We start from the raw sequence: 14785 nt of genomic DNA, 5'->3' as shown, positions 1-14785 counted from the left end.
CTCAGCTGTACACGAGCGGACAGCCCCGGCGCAGCGCGTGCTCGGCGGCGCGCAGGTACACGGCGGTGTAGAAGGCGGTGTCCAGGTCCTCCGTCCACGCGCCGGTGCGGGTGGTGCCGCTCTCCCGGACCCGGTCGAACCAGACGCCGATCTGCAGGTTGTCGCAGTGCGCGGGTACGGACGGCGGCAGCGCGACGGCGGTCGCCAGGCGGCGCGCCGCCGCAAGGGCGCGGTGAGCGCTGTGCACCGTGGCCTCCTCGCCGTCCCACCCCGCGGCCGTGACCGTGAACGGCCCGTCCAGCGGCAGCGGGAGCAGGACGTCCCAACCGAGCAGCGCCTCGGTCCCGGCCGGGGCGAGCACACGCTCGCACAGGGCCGCGAAGCCGTCCATCGGCCGGTACAGCTTCTCCTCGAACATGCTGCCGTCGCCGCGGACGTACGCCGCCGCCGGCCGCGGCTCCGGCGGCGTCAGCGGTCCCGCGCCACGGGCGGCGAGCGCCTCGCCGAGCACCCCCACCAGTGCACCGAACCCCTCCTCCTCCGCCCAGTCCTCGGCCTCGACGCTCACCAGGTAGATCCCCATGGCCGGGAGGGTAGGGGACGGGACCGACAGCGGTGCGGGCAGTCGGTGGGCGGGAGGGCCGACGGCGGGACGGACAGCGGTGCGGGTAGTCGGCGGGACGGCTGTGGGGGAGCGGTGTGGGGCGTCGTGGATCCCCATGGCCGGGAGGCTAGGAGAGGGACCGACAGGGGCGCCGACGTTGGGGGTGGCGGTGGCCGGGAGAGGGGGCGTCGGGCGTCGAGGCTGGTTAGCCTTCAGGTGTGGTGCAGTCGCAGGCGGGCGAACCGAAGACCCGAAAGCCGCGGGGCGCGGCTTCGGAGCTGCTGCACACCGCCTCCAAGGACCCGAAGCACCTCCCCGAGCACCTGGCGATCTACGCCGTCCACCAGGAGGGACCGAAGGCCGCCGCCGAGGTCGGGAAGCTCTCCGCCGAGGCGGAGAACCCGCAGGAGGTCGTCCTCTCCCGGGGCGCCCGCCGGGCGGTACTGGAGGGCTGCCTGGTCGGCGGACCGTTCATCCTGCTGATCCCGGTCGCGTTCTGCACCGCGCTGCTGGCCCAGCTGCGGATGGCGCTGGAGATCGCGGCGCTGGCCGGGAAGGACCCCAACTCGACCGAGCGGGTCGCGGAGCTGCTCGTGCTCCAGGGGGTCTACCCGACGGTCGCCGCGGCGGAGGCCGGGCTGGCGGAGCTGAAGGCGCAGGAGCAGGCGGAGGAGGGCACGACCAGTGGGGAGCCGGTGGTGGTGGTGTCGGCGGAGGAGGAGGCCGAGGCGAGCACCCGGGCCAAGTTCGGGATGATCAAGCGGATGGCGTACCTGCTGGGGCTGATCGGCTCGGGCGGGTCGGAGCGGGGGACGGTCCGCAAGGTGGTGGGGTGGGCGGGGATGACCCTGCTGATCGTCATCGGCGTGGTGATGCCGATGGTGTGGATCCCGGCGATGGGGTACGCCAGCCTCCAGGGCTGCGAGGCGCTCGGACGCCGCGCGGTGCAGTACTACGGTCACGGGAGGCCGCCGCCGGAAGGGCGGGCGTACTGGCGTCCCGCGATGCTGCTGGTGGTGACCCGGACGGTGGGGGCGGCGGTGCTGCCCACCGTGGCGTTCTTCCTGGCCCTGGCGGCCGGGCTGGACGTGCTCGGCAGTCGGCCGGCCGCCGCGATCTCCGCCGCGGCCGCGGTGGCCGCGGGCGTGGCCGCGCTCCGGGCACGGCGGCGGCACGCGCAGGGCTGAGCGGTGGTCCTCGGGCCGGTCAGCGGGCGCGGACCCGGGCGGCGAGGAGGGCGATGTCGTCCTCGGCGGCGTGCGGGGTGAGGGCGGTGAGGACGGCGTCGAGGAGGGTGTCGAGCGGGCCCGCGATGGGCAGGCGGAGGCCGGCGAGGCGGGCGAGGGAGTGGTCGATGTCCTCGCCGCGGCGTTCGACCAGGCCGTCGGTGTAGAGCAGCAGCACCTGGTCGGCGCGGAGTTCCGTACTGGTCGGCTCGTACCCGCCGAGGCCGGTGCCGAGCGGCGGGCCGGTGGGCACCTCGACCAGTTCGGTGGCCCGGTCGGCCGCCAGCAGGGCCGGTGGCAGGTGGCCGGCGCTGGCGAACGTCCAGCGGGAACGGGCCGGGTCGGCGAGGGCGAGCAGGCAGGTGGCGGGGCGGGCATCGGGCTCCTCGGAGATGAGGGCGTCGAGCTGGCGCAGGATCCGGTGCGGCGGCAGGTCCATCGCGGCGACGTAGCGCAGCATCGAGCGGTAGTTGCTCATGTCGACCGCCGCCTCGACCCCGTGCCCCATGACGTCGCCCATCACAAGGAGCGTCCGCCCGAACGGGAGCCGGACCGTCTCGTACCAGTCGCCGCCGACCACCGAGCTGGTGCCGGACGGCAGGTAGCGGGAGGCCAGTTCCAGGTTGGGGTGGGGGCTGCCCGGCTCGGCCAGCAGGGCGCGCTGGAGTTCGAGCGCGATCCCCTGGGAGCGGGCGTACCGGCGGGCGTTGTCGAGGCTCAGCGCCGCCCGGGCGGCGAGTTCGCCGACCAGCGCGACCTCGTCCGGCGTGAAGCCGGGGGTGGTGCCGGGGGTGGTGTCGCGGGTGGTGCTGCGGGCCCGGGCGAGGGTGAGCACCCCGATCAGGTGGCCGCGGGCCTGCAGCGGCGCCGCGAGGACGGAGTCCACCCCGGCCGCCCGGTACGCGGCCAAGGTCGGCGGGTCGGCCGCCCAGTCGTCCAGGTCGGCCGGGTCGAGCAGGTTGGCCGCGACCGGCCGACCGTGTTCCAGGCTGAGGGCGACCGCCGAACCCGTCCGGTAGCGGACCGGCGCGCCGGGCGGCGCGGGCGCCGCGACATCGCCGCGCAGGTCGGGACGGCCGGCGAACGCGGCGCGGCGCAGCCGGGGGCGGCTGCGAGCCGCCTTGCCCGGCTCCGGTGCGTCGGGCAGCACATCGACGGTGGCCAGGTCGGCCAGGTCGCGGACGGCGAACGCGGCCAGCTCGGCGCAGGTGGTGTCCGGCTCCAGGGTGGTGCCCACCTCGGTCGCGACCGCCTCCAGCAGGGCCAGCCGGATCCGGGCCTGCGCCAGCTCCCGCCGCTCGGCGGCGCCGACCGGTGGCTCGGTGAGGGTGACCAGGACGGCGGGCGGCAGGCCGGGCAGGTCGAGCCGACGGTAGTGCGCCGGGTGCCCGGCGAGAGTGCCGGTCCGGGGGCGGCCGTCGGCGAGGACGCGCGCCGGGACGTCCGGGTCGGTCGCGGCGGTGCCGAGCAACCGCTCCGGCGCGGCGCCGGTGAGGTCGGCGAAGGCCGGGTTCAGGAAGCGCCAGCGCAGCTCGCGGTCGAGCAGCGCGAGACCGGCCGGGGTGGCGGCGACCAGATGTGCGAGGACGGCGTCCGGGGCGGTGGCCAAGGCGTCGGCCAGGGCGTCGGCGGCGGTCGATGCCGACGTGACGGCGGGGGACGGCTCAGCGGCGGGCGCGGGAGCGGCCGGGGAGGGAGCGGCGTGCCGCGGTGGCGTCGGGGGACGCTGGCTCGGGGGCTCGGGCAGCACCACCGAGTCGTCCTCCTCCGCCGGGCCGGTTCCGCACACGGCCCATCGTCACGCCCGGCTCGGTGATCCGCATCCGTTCGGCGGAGCGGGCGGCCGCGCGCACCGGCGTGCATCCGCGTGCACCCGCGGGCGTCCGCTCCACCGTACGGGGTGGGTCCCGGTCAGCCCTCGGCGCCCGGGGGGTGGGGGAGGGGGCGGGCCAGTCGCTGCTGGGCGACGCGTGCCGGATCGGGTGCCTCGCGGGTGAACACGTCGTGCCCGACCACCGTGGACTCCCACGTGTCCGGGGCCTCCGCGGACCGGGTGAGCAGCCAGGTCGCCGAGATCCGCTCCGTCCCGTCGCCCCGGTAGTGGCCGCTCCATGCGGTCACCGAGCCGGCGTCCGCGCTGTCGTTCTGCCAGGCCACCGCCCAGCCGAGCGCGGTGCCCTGCGCGGCCTTGCGCGGCGGGTCGTACCGGCCGACCAGCGGGTACGCGCCGCTGACCCGGCCCAGCGCCGAGGTGTACGTCCCGGTGACGGCTCCCGACGGGTCGGTGTCCAGCCGCATGTGCGAACCCAGTTCGCTGTACCAGTCGCCGGCGATGCCCACGGTCGTCCTCCTGAGTGGTCGAGCACAGCCCCTCCGGGCTGTACGGGGAGTGCGAGAACCACTCTGCCGGGGACCGGCGCCCGCCGCCGGGCGGCGCGCGCGGACCGCCCCGTGATCGACCCCGGACCGGGTGACCCGGCGCCGTCGGGGAGAATGGAGCCCACCGCGGACCCGCCGGCCCGCGGGCCGGCCGCAACAGGAGTGCACCGACCTTGACCCACGCGCGCGACGTCCAGCCCGCCGACCGGACCCGGCTCGACCTCATCTCCGACTGCGGCAGCTGCTTCGGCCTGTGCTGCGTCGCGCTCCCGTTCGCCCGCTCGGCCGACTTCGCGGCCAACAAGGACGCCGGTACCCCCTGTCGCAACCTCCAGGCCGACTTCCGCTGCGGCATCCACAGCAGCCTGCGCGACAAGGGCTACTCCGGCTGCACCGTCTTCGACTGCTTCGGCGCCGGACAGAAGGTCTCCCAGGTCACCTTCGGCGGCACCGACTGGCGCCGCGACCCGGAGACCGCCCGGCAGATGTTCGCCGCCTTCCCGGTCATGCGACAGCTGCACGAACTGCTCCGGTACGTGGACGAGGCCCTGCGACTGCCTGCGGCGAAGGCCGTCCACGGCGAGCTGCGGCGGGCGATGGAGACCATCGACGCGCTCACGCTGCGCGACGCGGCGGACCTGGTCGAGACGGACGTCGCGGCGGTCCGCGGCCCGGTCGGGGAACTGCTGCTCCGGGCCGGCGAACTGGTCCGCGCCCGGGTACCCGGCAAGAAGCGCAACCACCGCGGCGCCGATCTGATGGGGGCTCGGCTGAAGGGCGCCGACCTGCGCGGTGCCAACCTGCGCGGCGCGTACCTCATCGCCGCCGACCTCCGCGGCGCCGACCTGCGCAGCGCCGACCTGATCGGGGCCGACTTCCGCGACGCCGACCTCCGCGGCGCCGACCTCACCGACGCGCTCTTCCTCACCCAGCCCCAGCTCAACGCCGCCAAGGGCGACGCGACCACCCGCATCCCCGCCACCCTGGCCCGCCCGAGCCACTGGTAGGCCCGGTCCGTATCGAGGCGTCGAGGCCGGGTGCGCGCTTGTCGGTCGGGGTGTGGGCGGGGGTTGAACGGGTGAGGGGTGTGGGTGGTGGGGCCTCTCTTCCTCACCCAGCCCCAGCTCAACGCCGCCAAGGGCGACGCGACCACCCGCATCCCCGCCACCCTGGCCCGCCCGACCCACTGGTAGGTCGTGTCGGGTCCGCATCGCGGCTTGGTGGCCGGGTGTGCGCTGGTCGGTCGGGGTGTGCGCGGGGCCGAACGGGTGAGGGGGTGCGGGTGGGGGGCCGTGGGGACGGGGGACGGCGGGGACAAATTGCCTGCGATCAAGACGAGTGGGGCGTATGGTCATGAACTTCCCGACGGGGTCAGGAGGTTCACCCGAGATGGGACTGTTCAAGGACACACCGCCCAGCGAACATCCGGATTACACCCAACTACGTTTCATGGCGGCCGGTTCGCCGTCCTGGTGGAAGCAGCACCGGCACAAGGTCCTCGCCGTCGGCGGCCTGCTGGTCGGCTTCTGGCTGGCGGGGCACCACGAGGCGACACCCAACACCTGCACACCTGCGGCGACGTCGAGCAGTGCCCGGTAGGCCGGGCGCCCGGCGGCGGCGTTCCGGCCCCGGTCCCGCGATGGGACCGGGGCCGGCGTCGTACGGCCGGTGGTGCGGTCCGTCGTGCGGTCGGGCGGGTGGTCAGGAGTGGCCGGTGTGCAGGGATTCGAGGGTGCCGGCCAGGGCGGACGCGCCGCCGCGGGGGCGGTTGTGCGGCAGACGGGAGAGCAGGGCTCCCATGGCGCAGGTGTCGGTGAGCGCGGCGAGGACGAGCCCGGCGCCGATCGCGGCGGAGAGCCAGCGCAGGCCCGGCACGGCCAGGTCGGCGACGAGGCCCAGTAGGACGATCGCTCCCGCGGCGAGCCGGACCTGACGGTCCATCGCCCAGGTGGTGGCCGCGGTGCCGGTGGCGGGGCGGGCGAGGGGGTGGCCGGCGGCGGCCCAGGCCGAGGTGCCGCCGGCGACGGTGGCGGCGGGGACGCCCGCGGCGACAAGTCTCTCGGTGGCGGCGCGTGAGCGGGCTCCGGAGGCGCAGACGACGGCGAGCGCGCCCCGTTCGGCGGCGGCGCGGAGGGCGGGCAGGGCGCGGTCGAGCTGGTCCAGCGGGATGTTGCGGGCGCCGGGGACGTGTCCGCCCGCGTACTCGCCCGGGGTGCGGACGTCGATCACGGTGAGGGTGTCGAGGTCGGCGCGGAGCTGGTCGATCGTCAGGGTGGGGGTCACGGTGGTCCTCAAGGGGTCGGTGGGGGACAGGTGAGGGATCGGATCAGTGGAGGATCGCGTCGGCCAGCATCAGCGTGGCGACGGAGAGCAGCGCGGCGGCGAAGACGCGCTGGAGGGTGCGGCCGCCGAGTCGGGCGGCGAGCCGTTTGCCGTCCCAGGCGCCGAGGACCGCGGCGGCGGCGAACGGTCCGACGACGGTCCAGGGGACGTGGCCGGCGGAGCCGAGGCGCGGGACGAGGGCGGCGAGCGAGTTGGCGCCGATCACCAGCAGGCTGGTGGCGACCGCCTCGGTCATCGGCAGGGCGAGCAGGGAGACCAGGGCGGGGACGGCGAGGAATCCGCCGCCGACGCCGAGCAGCCCGGTGGCGAGGCCGAGGGCGGCGCCGACGGCGAGGGAGCGGGTCGGGGAGGGGGCCGGGGCCGGGCCCGGTGCGGCGGGCGCTGCCGGCGGGGGAGCCGGCCGCCGCGGGCCGAGCATGCGCCAGGCCGCGAGGGCGGCCAGGCCGGCGAACCCGGCGGTGAGGGCGGCGGGCGGGGCGTACCGGGAGAGGGCTCCGCCGAGGGTGGCGGCGGGGAGTCCGGCGGCGGCGAACAGCAGGCCGGTGCGCCAGCGGACCCGCCGGGCGCGGGCGTGGGCCGGCAGGGCGGTCAGGGTGGTGACGGCGACGATCAGCAGGGCGGCGGTGGTCGCGGTGGCCGGGTCGAGGTGGAGCAGGTAGATCAGGGCGGGGACGGCGAGCATGCTGCCGCCGCCGCCGAGGGCGCCGAGCGCGAGGCCGACGACCGCTCCGGCGGCGAGGGCGAGCAGCAGGGCGGTCATATCGCGGCCCGGCCGGGGCCGCCATGGCCGCGAGTGGTGTCGTGGACGGGCAGTCCGGCCGCGGCCCAGGCGCGGAGCCCGCCGGTGACGTTCAGCGCGGGGAGGCCGCGGGCGGCGAGGTGGTCGGCGGCGACCCGTGAGCGGTTGCCGCTGCGGCAGAAGGTGAGCAGGAGGCCGGCGGGCGGCGTGGCGGACCCCGTCAGCAACCGGTCGAGCGGGAGCGGTACGGCGCCGGGGACGCGGGCGGCGGCCTGCTCCTCGGGTTCGCGGACGTCGAGCAGCACGGCTTCGCCCGCCAGGACGCGCCGGTGGGCGTCGGCCGGGCCGATCTCGCGTGGGTCGGACGGGGCGGCGGGCCGTGCGGCGGGCGTGGCCATGGTGCCTCCAGGGGGCGCGGGGGTTGCGAGGAGTGGCCGGTCCGTCGGAGGCGGTGCGGGCGCGGTTGCGGGCGGCCGGGGCGCTTCCGGAATACCGGTGGGGGTATATCGTTGGAAGCGAGCATATACCCCCACCGGTATTTCGCGGCGGGCCTGCGGGGCCCGCGGAGATGAGGATCACCGTGTTCTTCGCCCAGTACTACCTGGACTGTCTGTCCCAGGCCTCGTACCTGATCGCCGACGAGACGACCGGCCGCGCCGTCGTGGTCGACCCCCGGCGCGACGTCGACCAGTACCTGGCCGAGGCGCAGGCGCGCGGGTTCACCGTCGAGGGGGTGATCAACACCCACTTCCACGCCGACTTCCTGGCCGGGCACCTGGAGCTGGCCGCCCGGACCGGCGCCTGGATCGGCTACGGCAGCCGGGCCGAGACCGAGTACCCGATCCGCAAGCTGGCCGACGGGGAGCGGATCGTGCTCGGCGCGGTCGAGCTGGAGGTCGTGGAGACGCCCGGCCACACCCCCGAGTCGATCAGCGTGCTGGTCCGCGAGCGGGCCGGCGACCCGGTGCCGTACGGGGTGCTGACCGGCGACGCGCTGTTCGTCGGCGACGTCGGCCGGCCCGATCTGCTGGCCTCGGCCGGGGTGTCGGCGGAGGAGCTCGGGCGGATGCTGTACGACAGCGTGCACCGGCGGCTGATGGCGCTGCCGGACGAGGTGCGGGTGTTCCCGGCGCACGGAGCCGGGTCGGCGTGCGGGAAGAACCTGTCGACCGAGCGGCAGTCGACCATCGGCGAGCAGCGGGCGACCAACTACGCCTGCGCGCCGATGGGCGAGGAGGAGTTCGTGGCCCTCGTCACGGCCGGACAGCCCGCCGCGCCGGGCTACTTCGGGTACGACGCCGAGCTGAACCGGCGGGTCCGGGGGCTGTTCGACGGCGCGTCCGCGGTGGCGCTGGCGGCGGCGGAGTTCCTGGCGGCGCGCGCGGGCGGGGCGGTGGTGGTGGACGCCCGCGACCCGTACGCCTTCGCCGCCGGGCACCTGCGTGGGGCGGTGAACGTGCCGGCCGACGGGCGTTTCGCCGAGCAGGCCGGGACGGTGCTCTCGCCGGACCGTCCGCTGGTGGTGATCGCGCCCGAGGGGCGGGAGGTGGAGACGGTCACCCGGCTGGCCCGGATCGGGTTCGACCGCGTCGGGGGGTACGCGGCCGACCCGGCGGCCGTCCTGGCGGCGGCGGGTGAGGAGCTGCGGCTCGCGGACCGCCGTACCGCCGCCGAACTGCGGGCCCGGCTCGCGGACGCGGAGCCGCCGCTGGTGGTCGACGTGCGCGGCGAGGGCGAGCGCGCGGCCGGCCGGATCGAGGGCTCACTGCATCTCCCGCTCGCCGAACTCCCCGCGCGGATGGGGGAGATAGCGCGGGAGCGGGCCGTGGTGGTGCACTGCGCGGGCGGCCACCGGTCGTCGATCGCGGCCAGCCTGCTGCGCCACGCCGGGCACGAGCGGGTGGCGGACCTGCTCGGCGGCTACGCGGCCTGGGAGGAAGTGGAGCGCGTGGCCGCGGGCTGACCGGGAATGGGCCGGTCGGCTCAGGGGTTGATACCCGAGGGGGTATGAAGGAGGTGTTCGGGGTGCAGGTGGACGAGCAGGCGGTCGGCGCGGTGCTCAACCGGCTGCGCCGCGCGCAGGGCCAGCTGGCCGGGGTGATCGCGATGATCGAGGCCGGCCGGGACTGCAAGGACGTCGTGACGCAGCTGGCGGCGGTGTCCCGGGCGCTCGACCGGGCCGGTTTCAAGATCGTCGCGAGCGGGATGCGCCAGTGCCTCGCCGAAGCGGAGGAGGGTGGAGCGCCCATGAGCGAGGCCGAGTTGGAGAAGCTGTTCCTGGCGCTGGCGTAGCCGCAGGCGCCCTGCGACCGGGTGCGGGTCCGCTCAGGCCAGGGTGAGGAAAAGCTTCTCCAGCTCCGCCTCGGTCATCGGCGGGGCGTCGCCGTCCGCGGTGACCAGGCACTGCCGCATGCCGCTGGCCAGGATCTTGAACCCGGCGCGGTCCAGGGCCCGTGAGACGGCGGCGAGTTGGGTGACCACGTCCTTGCAGTCCCGGCCGGCCTCGATCATCGCGATCACCCCGGCCAGCTGGCCCTGGGCTCGGCGCAGCCGGTTCAGCACCGCGCCGGCGGCCTCCTCGTCGACCTGCATGGCGGTATCTCCTCGCGTCCGTGGTTCCGGCGATCATACCTGAGGGGGTATCGGGGCGGCGGAGCGAGCGCGGCCCGCCGCCCCGCGCTCAGGCCGCCGCGGCCGGCGGATGGAGCACCGCAGCGGCCGGCCCGTCCGCGACCGCGCCGCCGTCGGGGAAGCGGCGCAGGTCGACCGCGGCCTGCGCGGCGCGGGCGAGCTCCCGGCGCCCGGGGTGGCGGCCGGCCGGGATCAGCGGCAGCAGTTCGAGTTCCGCCTCCAGCCCGCGGACCGTCACCACCCGCCAGAGCGAGGCGAGCAGTCCGTCCTCGCCGACGAAGGCGGGCGCGGTGGTGGCCGAGCCGTCGGCCAGCCGATAGCGGATGGTCAGCGGCTGCACCGGCGCGCCGGCCCGGACGGCCGCCTCGAACAGCGCCGGCCGGAACCGCCCGCCGTACCGCCCGCACCAGGTGGAGCCCTCCGGGAAGACCACCACGCGCTCGCCGCGGCGCAGCGCCTCGGTGGCCTGCTCCACCGTCCTCGGCAGTGAGCGCAGCCGGTCGCGGTCGATGAAGATGGTGCCGCCCCAGGTGGTCAGCGGACCGAGCACCGGCCACTGCCCGACCTCGGTCTTGGCCAGCATCCGGCCCGGCCGGACGGCCGCCACCAGCAGGATGTCCAGCCAGGAGATGTGGTTGGCGACCAGCAGCGCCCCGCCCGCGGGCGGGGCCGTGGCGCCCGCCCGTACCCGGACCCCGAGCGAGGCCAGCAGTGTCCGGGTCCAGATTCGGACCAGCCGCTCGGCGGGCAGCCACCGCCAGGCCCGCACCAGCGGGACCAGGGCGACGCCCGCGAGCAGCACCAGCAGGCACCCGGCGCAGCGCAGCAGCCGCCACGGCACCGCCACCGCGGGACCGCTCGCGGCCACGCACGCGCCGGGCGTGCACGGGGCCGTCGGCAGCCAGGTGCTCATGCCGCCGCCGCCCCCGGGACGGACGGGCGCGGGGCAGGCGCCGGGGCGAGCGCGGCCGCGGAGCCGCCGGTGGTCGCGGCGGCGGGCCGGATCGCCTCGGCGGCGGACAGGAAGTGCCGCAGGTAGCGCGGGTCGGTCCGCTCCAGCGACAGCAGCACGTACAGGTCGGCGACCCCGAAGTCCGGGTCGTACGCGGGCTCGCCGCACACCCAGGCGCCCAGGCGCAGGTAGCCGCGCAGCAGCGCCGGCATCGGGGTGCGCGCCGGGCGGACGATACCGGTCGGGTCCCACGGGTGGAGCGGGCTGACCCGGTACTCCTCGGGGGCCAGGTACTTGGCGGCCACCGCGTCCCAGACGCCGGCCGCGGTGGCCCCGCCGTCGGCCAGCGGCACCGAGCAGCAGCCGGCGATCCAGGTGTTGCCGGTGTCGACCAGGTAGCGGGCGATGCCGCCCCACATCAGGTTGATCACGGCGCCGTTGCCGCGGTGGTCGGGGTGGATGCAGGAGCGGCCCACCTCCACCAGGCCGTCGCGCAGGCCGCCGAGGCGGGAGAGGTCGAACTCGGTGTCGGAGTACAGCCGGCCGGCCCGCTTGGCCTGCTCGGGGCGCAGCAGCCGGTAGGTGCCGACCACCTCGCCGCTGCCCTCCTCCCGGACCAGCAGGTGGTCGCAGTACTCGTCGAACGGGTCGACGTCCAGGCCGGGGTGGGCGCTGTCCAGCACCGCGCCCATCTCCTCGGCGAACACCAGGTGGCGCAGCCGCTGGGCGGCACGGACGTCCGCCTCGTCGCGGGCGAAGGAGACGGCGTACCCGGGAGCGGGAGAGGTGGAGGTGGCGGGGGCGGACGGGGACTGGGCGGTACGGGTGTGCGCGGTGGCCATGGCGGACTCTCCGTGATCTGACGGCGGGGGTCGGTGGACCGGAGGGCAGGAAGCTGACGGCGGGGGTCACCCGGATCGGGCCGACGGCGCTCCGGCGGCTCGCGTCCCTGGTATGTCTCCCCGATCCGGCTGGCGTGGAGGTTGCGATTCGAGGGAAGTCAGATGTGCACCGGCTGAATGCCGGGCAGCGCCGTCCGGCCGACCGCCGCGGGGCGCGCGAGCCGGTCAACCTCTCGTCATCCGACGGACGTTGGCCCTTCCACCGCTGGCAATGGCGGCCTGTCACCGTTCCCCGCATGCCGCACTGGGCCCTCACCGCCGAGCCGCGCCGGTGCCGATGGTTGGGGCTGGCGGGCTCGCTCGCGCTGGCCGCCGGGAGCCTGCGCAGCGGCGCCCTCCCGGTCGCCGCCGACGCCCGGCCGGTGCCCGGCCACGCAGGGCCCGCGCTGCTGCTCACCGGACTCGGCACGGTCCTGCTGGTGGCGGCCTGGCTGCTGCTCGGCCGTGCACTCGCGCGCACCGGCCGAGCCGCACCCGTCGGCGTCCGCTGGCTCGCCGTCACCCTCGCCTGGTGGGCCGGCCCGCTGCTCGCCGCCGCGCCGCTGTTCAGCCGGGACGTCTACAGCTACCTCGCGCAGGGCGCCATGCTCGACGCCGGCCTCGACGTGTACGCCCACGGGCCCGCCGACCTCGGCGGCCCGGAGGCCGCGCAGGTACCGGACGTCTGGCTGCGCACCCCGGCGCCGTACGGCCCGCTCTTCCTCGCCCTGGCCCGGACCGCCCGCGCCGTGGCCGGACCCGGCGTGGTGGGCTCCGGCGTGGTGGGCTCCGACGTGGTGGGCGGAGTACTCGCGCTGCGCGCGCTGGCGCTGGCCGGCACCGTCGCCCTGGTGGTGCTGCTGCCCCGGCTCGCCCGAGCCTGCGGTGTCCCGCCGGCGGCGGCCCTGTGGCTGGGGGCGCTCAACCCGCTGGTGCTGCTCCATCTGATCGGCGGCGCCCACAACGACGCCGTCCTGCTGCCGCTGCTGGTCGGCGGACTGCTGGCCGCCCGGCGCGGCCAAGTGGTCGGGGCAGCGGCGCTGGTCACCCTTGCCGCGCTGGTAAAAGCGCCGGCGGTGCTGGCGCTGCCGGCCGTCGCCTGGCTCGCCGTACCACAGGAGGCTGCTGAGGGCGGTGGGCCCCGGCGGACGGCGGTCGACCTGGTCAGAGCGGCAGGAACGGTCGCGGTGGCGGCGGTGGCGACCACGGTCCTGGTGACGGCGCTGGCCGGCACCGGGTACGGCTGGGTGGCCGCCCTCGGCACGCCGGTCTCGGCCGGCAGCTGGTCGCCGGTCAGCTCGCTCGGGCGGGCCGCTGCCGCGGTGTTCGCCGCCGGGGATCCGGCGGTGACCGCACTGGTGCAGCGGCTCGGCCTCGGTGGCGCCGCCACGGTCGCGGTCCTGCTCGCCCGCCGGGTCGCCCGGGGGCGGATCGGCGCGGTGCACGCCACCGGGCTGGCGCTGGCCGCGCTGGTGCTGCTCGGACCGGCCCTGCGGCCCTGGTACGCGCTGTGGGCGGTGGTCCTGATCGCCGCCGCCGCACCCCTCGGCGACCGGACCCGGTCCTGGACGGCCGCGGCGTGCGCGGTGCTCGCCTTCGCCGTCGTCCCGGACGGATTCACCCCCGGCCCGGCCGCGCTCGCGCTGACCGTGGCCGGCGGTGCGGCGGGAGCGGGTGTGGCGGCACTGGTCGCCGTACGCGGTGTCCGCGCCAACGGTACGTCGCGCGCAGGGAGTTCGGCCGGACCGTCGCGACCGCGGACCGCCGAAGGCGCGGCGGTGCGGATGGCGGGGCGCGCCCGGTGAGCGCTGCCCCGGCCACCGTCCGCCGAATCCTGGTGCTGATCGCGCTGGCGACCTCGACCACCGTCTTCCTGGCCGTCATCCCCGGCCACCGCGGCTGGTTCGACGTCGGCGTCTACTACGGCACCGTCCACCACTGGGCCGACACCGGCACCATCTACGACTACGTCCGGCCCGGGACGGCGTACGGGTTCACCTACCCGCCGTTCGCCGCCTTCTGCATGCTGCCGATGCTGCTGCTCGGCTGGCACCCGGCGATCGCGGTCAGCGTGGTCCTCGGCGCCGTCGCCACCGGCCTGCTGCTGTGGTGGCTGGTCGACCCGGTGGCCAGGCGCCGCGGCTGGAACCGCTGGTACGCCTTCTCCATCGCCGCCTGCCTGGTCGCGCTGCTCAACCCGGTCCGGGACACCTTCAGCTTCGGCCAGGTCAACCTGCTGCTGGTGGCCCTGGTGCTCGCCGACTGGCGGCTGGCCGACAGCCGGTACGCCCGCTGGGCCGGCATCGGCATCGGCTTGGCCGCAGCGCTCAAGCTCACCCCCGCCCTGTTCATCGGGTACCTGCTGCTCACCCGGCGCCGTACGGCCCTGGTCGCCACCGCGGTGGCGCTGGTCGCGACCGGGGTCGGCTGGCTGGCCGCACCGCGCGCCTCCGGGACCTTCTGGACCGCGGCGCTCTGGGACACCGACCGGGTCGGCGCCTTCGGCTACATCTCCAACCAGTCCCTGCAGGGCGCGATCGCCCGACTCGGACCCGAACTGCCCGGCCGTGCCCTGTGGTTGGCGAGCTCCCTGGTCGTCCTCGGGATCTGGGCGTACCGGGTGCGCCGGGCCGCCAGGGCCGGCGACCGGCTGGCCGGCTACGCGCTGACCGGCCTCGCCTGCTGCCTGGTCAGCCCGATCACCTGGGTGCACCACCTGGTGTGGCTGCTGCCCGCCCTCGCCGTCCTCGGCGACGCCGCCCTGCGCACCACCGACCGCCTGCGCCGCGCCCGGCTGCTGGCCACCGGGTGGACGCTGTACGCGGTGCTGGTCAGCGGTGTGGTCTGGCTGTTCCGCGCCGACACCCCCGGACCGCTGGCGCTGATCGGCGGCAACGCGTACCTGCTGATCACCCTGGGCCTGCTGATCGGCATGCCGATCCGCCGCCGGCCACCGGCCGCGCCGCGACCGGCCCCGGTCCGCGAGCCGGTGCCGGCGACCAGCGGCGTCCCGGGGTGACGGCGGCGGTG

Annotated in this window: 16 protein-coding genes; 7 read left to right on the top strand and 9 right to left on the bottom strand. The window is 76.3% G+C overall.

Going from position 1 to position 14785, the window contains the following annotated elements:
• Position 1 precedes the first annotated feature (1 nt).
• Entirely contained in the window at positions 2 to 583 is a 582-nt protein-coding gene (locus tag FHR36_RS26180) for a hypothetical protein (RefSeq protein WP_253800937.1), read from the bottom strand.
• 239 nt (positions 584 to 822) lie between these two features.
• Here FHR36_RS26180 and FHR36_RS26175 point away from each other — a divergent pair, with 239 nt between their 5' ends.
• The gene (locus FHR36_RS26175; RefSeq protein WP_253800935.1) at positions 823 to 1791 is read left to right on the top strand and encodes a hypothetical protein; all 969 of its coding nucleotides are present in this window, start codon (positions 823 to 825) and stop codon (positions 1789 to 1791) included.
• Positions 1792 to 1810: 19 nt separating this feature from the next.
• On the opposite strand, the gene FHR36_RS26170 is transcribed toward FHR36_RS26175, so the two are convergent.
• On the bottom strand, positions 1811 to 3619 hold the full coding sequence (locus FHR36_RS26170) for a SpoIIE family protein phosphatase (RefSeq protein WP_253800933.1): 1809 nt from the start codon (positions 3617 to 3619) through the stop codon (positions 1811 to 1813).
• Positions 3620 to 3741: 122 nt separating this feature from the next.
• On the bottom strand, positions 3742 to 4170 hold the full coding sequence (locus FHR36_RS26165; RefSeq protein ID WP_253800931.1) for an avidin/streptavidin family protein: 429 nt from the start codon (positions 4168 to 4170) through the stop codon (positions 3742 to 3744).
• Between the two features lie 212 nt (positions 4171 to 4382).
• On the opposite strand from FHR36_RS26165, the gene FHR36_RS26160 reads away from it, so the two are divergent.
• The gene (locus FHR36_RS26160) at positions 4383 to 5216 is read left to right on the top strand and encodes a pentapeptide repeat-containing protein (protein WP_253800929.1); all 834 of its coding nucleotides are present in this window, start codon (positions 4383 to 4385) and stop codon (positions 5214 to 5216) included.
• A 382-nt stretch (positions 5217 to 5598) separates the two neighbouring features.
• Positions 5599 to 5808, top strand: coding sequence for a hypothetical protein (locus tag FHR36_RS26150; protein WP_253800927.1), 210 nt, complete (start codon positions 5599 to 5601; stop codon positions 5806 to 5808).
• Between the two features lie 102 nt (positions 5809 to 5910).
• Here the strand turns inward: FHR36_RS26150 and FHR36_RS26145 are convergent, their stop codons facing one another.
• Genes FHR36_RS26145 through FHR36_RS26135 form a run of 3 tightly spaced genes read right to left on the bottom strand, consistent with a single transcriptional unit; the run spans position 5911 to position 7689 of the window.
• On the bottom strand, positions 5911 to 6492 hold the full coding sequence (locus FHR36_RS26145; protein WP_253800925.1) for a rhodanese-like domain-containing protein: 582 nt from the start codon (positions 6490 to 6492) through the stop codon (positions 5911 to 5913).
• Between the two features lie 43 nt (positions 6493 to 6535).
• Entirely contained in the window at positions 6536 to 7312 is a 777-nt protein-coding gene (locus tag FHR36_RS26140; RefSeq protein ID WP_253800923.1) for a sulfite exporter TauE/SafE family protein, read from the bottom strand.
• Positions 7309 to 7689, bottom strand: coding sequence for a rhodanese-like domain-containing protein (locus FHR36_RS26135; RefSeq protein ID WP_253800921.1), 381 nt, complete (start codon positions 7687 to 7689; stop codon positions 7309 to 7311). The genes FHR36_RS26140 and FHR36_RS26135 overlap by 4 nt, the downstream gene beginning before the upstream one ends.
• Before the next feature lie 182 nt (positions 7690 to 7871).
• Here FHR36_RS26135 and FHR36_RS26130 point away from each other — a divergent pair, with 182 nt between their 5' ends.
• Together FHR36_RS26130 and FHR36_RS26125 are read left to right on the top strand one after the other, a co-directional pair.
• Positions 7872 to 9254 (top strand): MBL fold metallo-hydrolase, encoded by a 1383-nt coding sequence (locus tag FHR36_RS26130; RefSeq protein ID WP_253801911.1) that lies wholly within the window; start codon positions 7872 to 7874, stop codon positions 9252 to 9254.
• A 44-nt stretch (positions 9255 to 9298) separates the two neighbouring features.
• Entirely contained in the window at positions 9299 to 9583 is a 285-nt protein-coding gene (locus FHR36_RS26125) for a metal-sensitive transcriptional regulator (RefSeq protein ID WP_253800919.1), read from the top strand.
• A gap of 33 nt (positions 9584 to 9616) precedes the next feature.
• Here FHR36_RS26125 and FHR36_RS26120 read toward each other — a convergent pair whose 3' ends face one another.
• The 3 genes from FHR36_RS26120 to FHR36_RS26110 all read right to left on the bottom strand — a co-directional run bounded on the left by FHR36_RS26120 (position 9617) and on the right by FHR36_RS26110 (position 11716).
• The gene (locus FHR36_RS26120) at positions 9617 to 9883 is read right to left on the bottom strand and encodes a metal-sensitive transcriptional regulator (RefSeq protein ID WP_253800917.1); all 267 of its coding nucleotides are present in this window, start codon (positions 9881 to 9883) and stop codon (positions 9617 to 9619) included.
• A gap of 88 nt (positions 9884 to 9971) precedes the next feature.
• Positions 9972 to 10835 (bottom strand): lysophospholipid acyltransferase family protein, encoded by an 864-nt coding sequence (locus FHR36_RS26115; RefSeq protein WP_253800916.1) that lies wholly within the window; start codon positions 10833 to 10835, stop codon positions 9972 to 9974.
• Positions 10832 to 11716, bottom strand: coding sequence for a GNAT family N-acetyltransferase (locus FHR36_RS26110; RefSeq protein ID WP_253800915.1), 885 nt, complete (start codon positions 11714 to 11716; stop codon positions 10832 to 10834). Before FHR36_RS26110 ends, FHR36_RS26115 begins: the two co-directional genes overlap by 4 nt.
• A 296-nt stretch (positions 11717 to 12012) precedes the next feature.
• On the opposite strand from FHR36_RS26110, the gene mptB reads away from it, so the two are divergent.
• A complete protein-coding gene (gene mptB / locus FHR36_RS26105) occupies positions 12013 to 13560 on the top strand; it encodes a polyprenol phosphomannose-dependent alpha 1,6 mannosyltransferase MptB (protein WP_253800914.1) in 1548 nt (515 codons plus the stop codon).
• On the top strand, positions 13557 to 14774 hold the full coding sequence (locus FHR36_RS26100; protein WP_253800913.1) for a glycosyltransferase 87 family protein: 1218 nt from the start codon (positions 13557 to 13559) through the stop codon (positions 14772 to 14774). The genes mptB and FHR36_RS26100 overlap by 4 nt, the downstream gene beginning before the upstream one ends.
• The last annotated feature ends 11 nt before the right edge of the window (positions 14775 to 14785 follow it).

The sequence above is a fragment of the Kitasatospora cinereorecta genome, assembly GCF_024172095.1.
Classification (GTDB): domain Bacteria; phylum Actinomycetota; class Actinomycetes; order Streptomycetales; family Streptomycetaceae; genus Kitasatospora; species Kitasatospora cinereorecta.
Note: the sequence above shows the minus strand (reverse complement) of the source record. Positions and strands in the feature narration are given on the sequence as shown.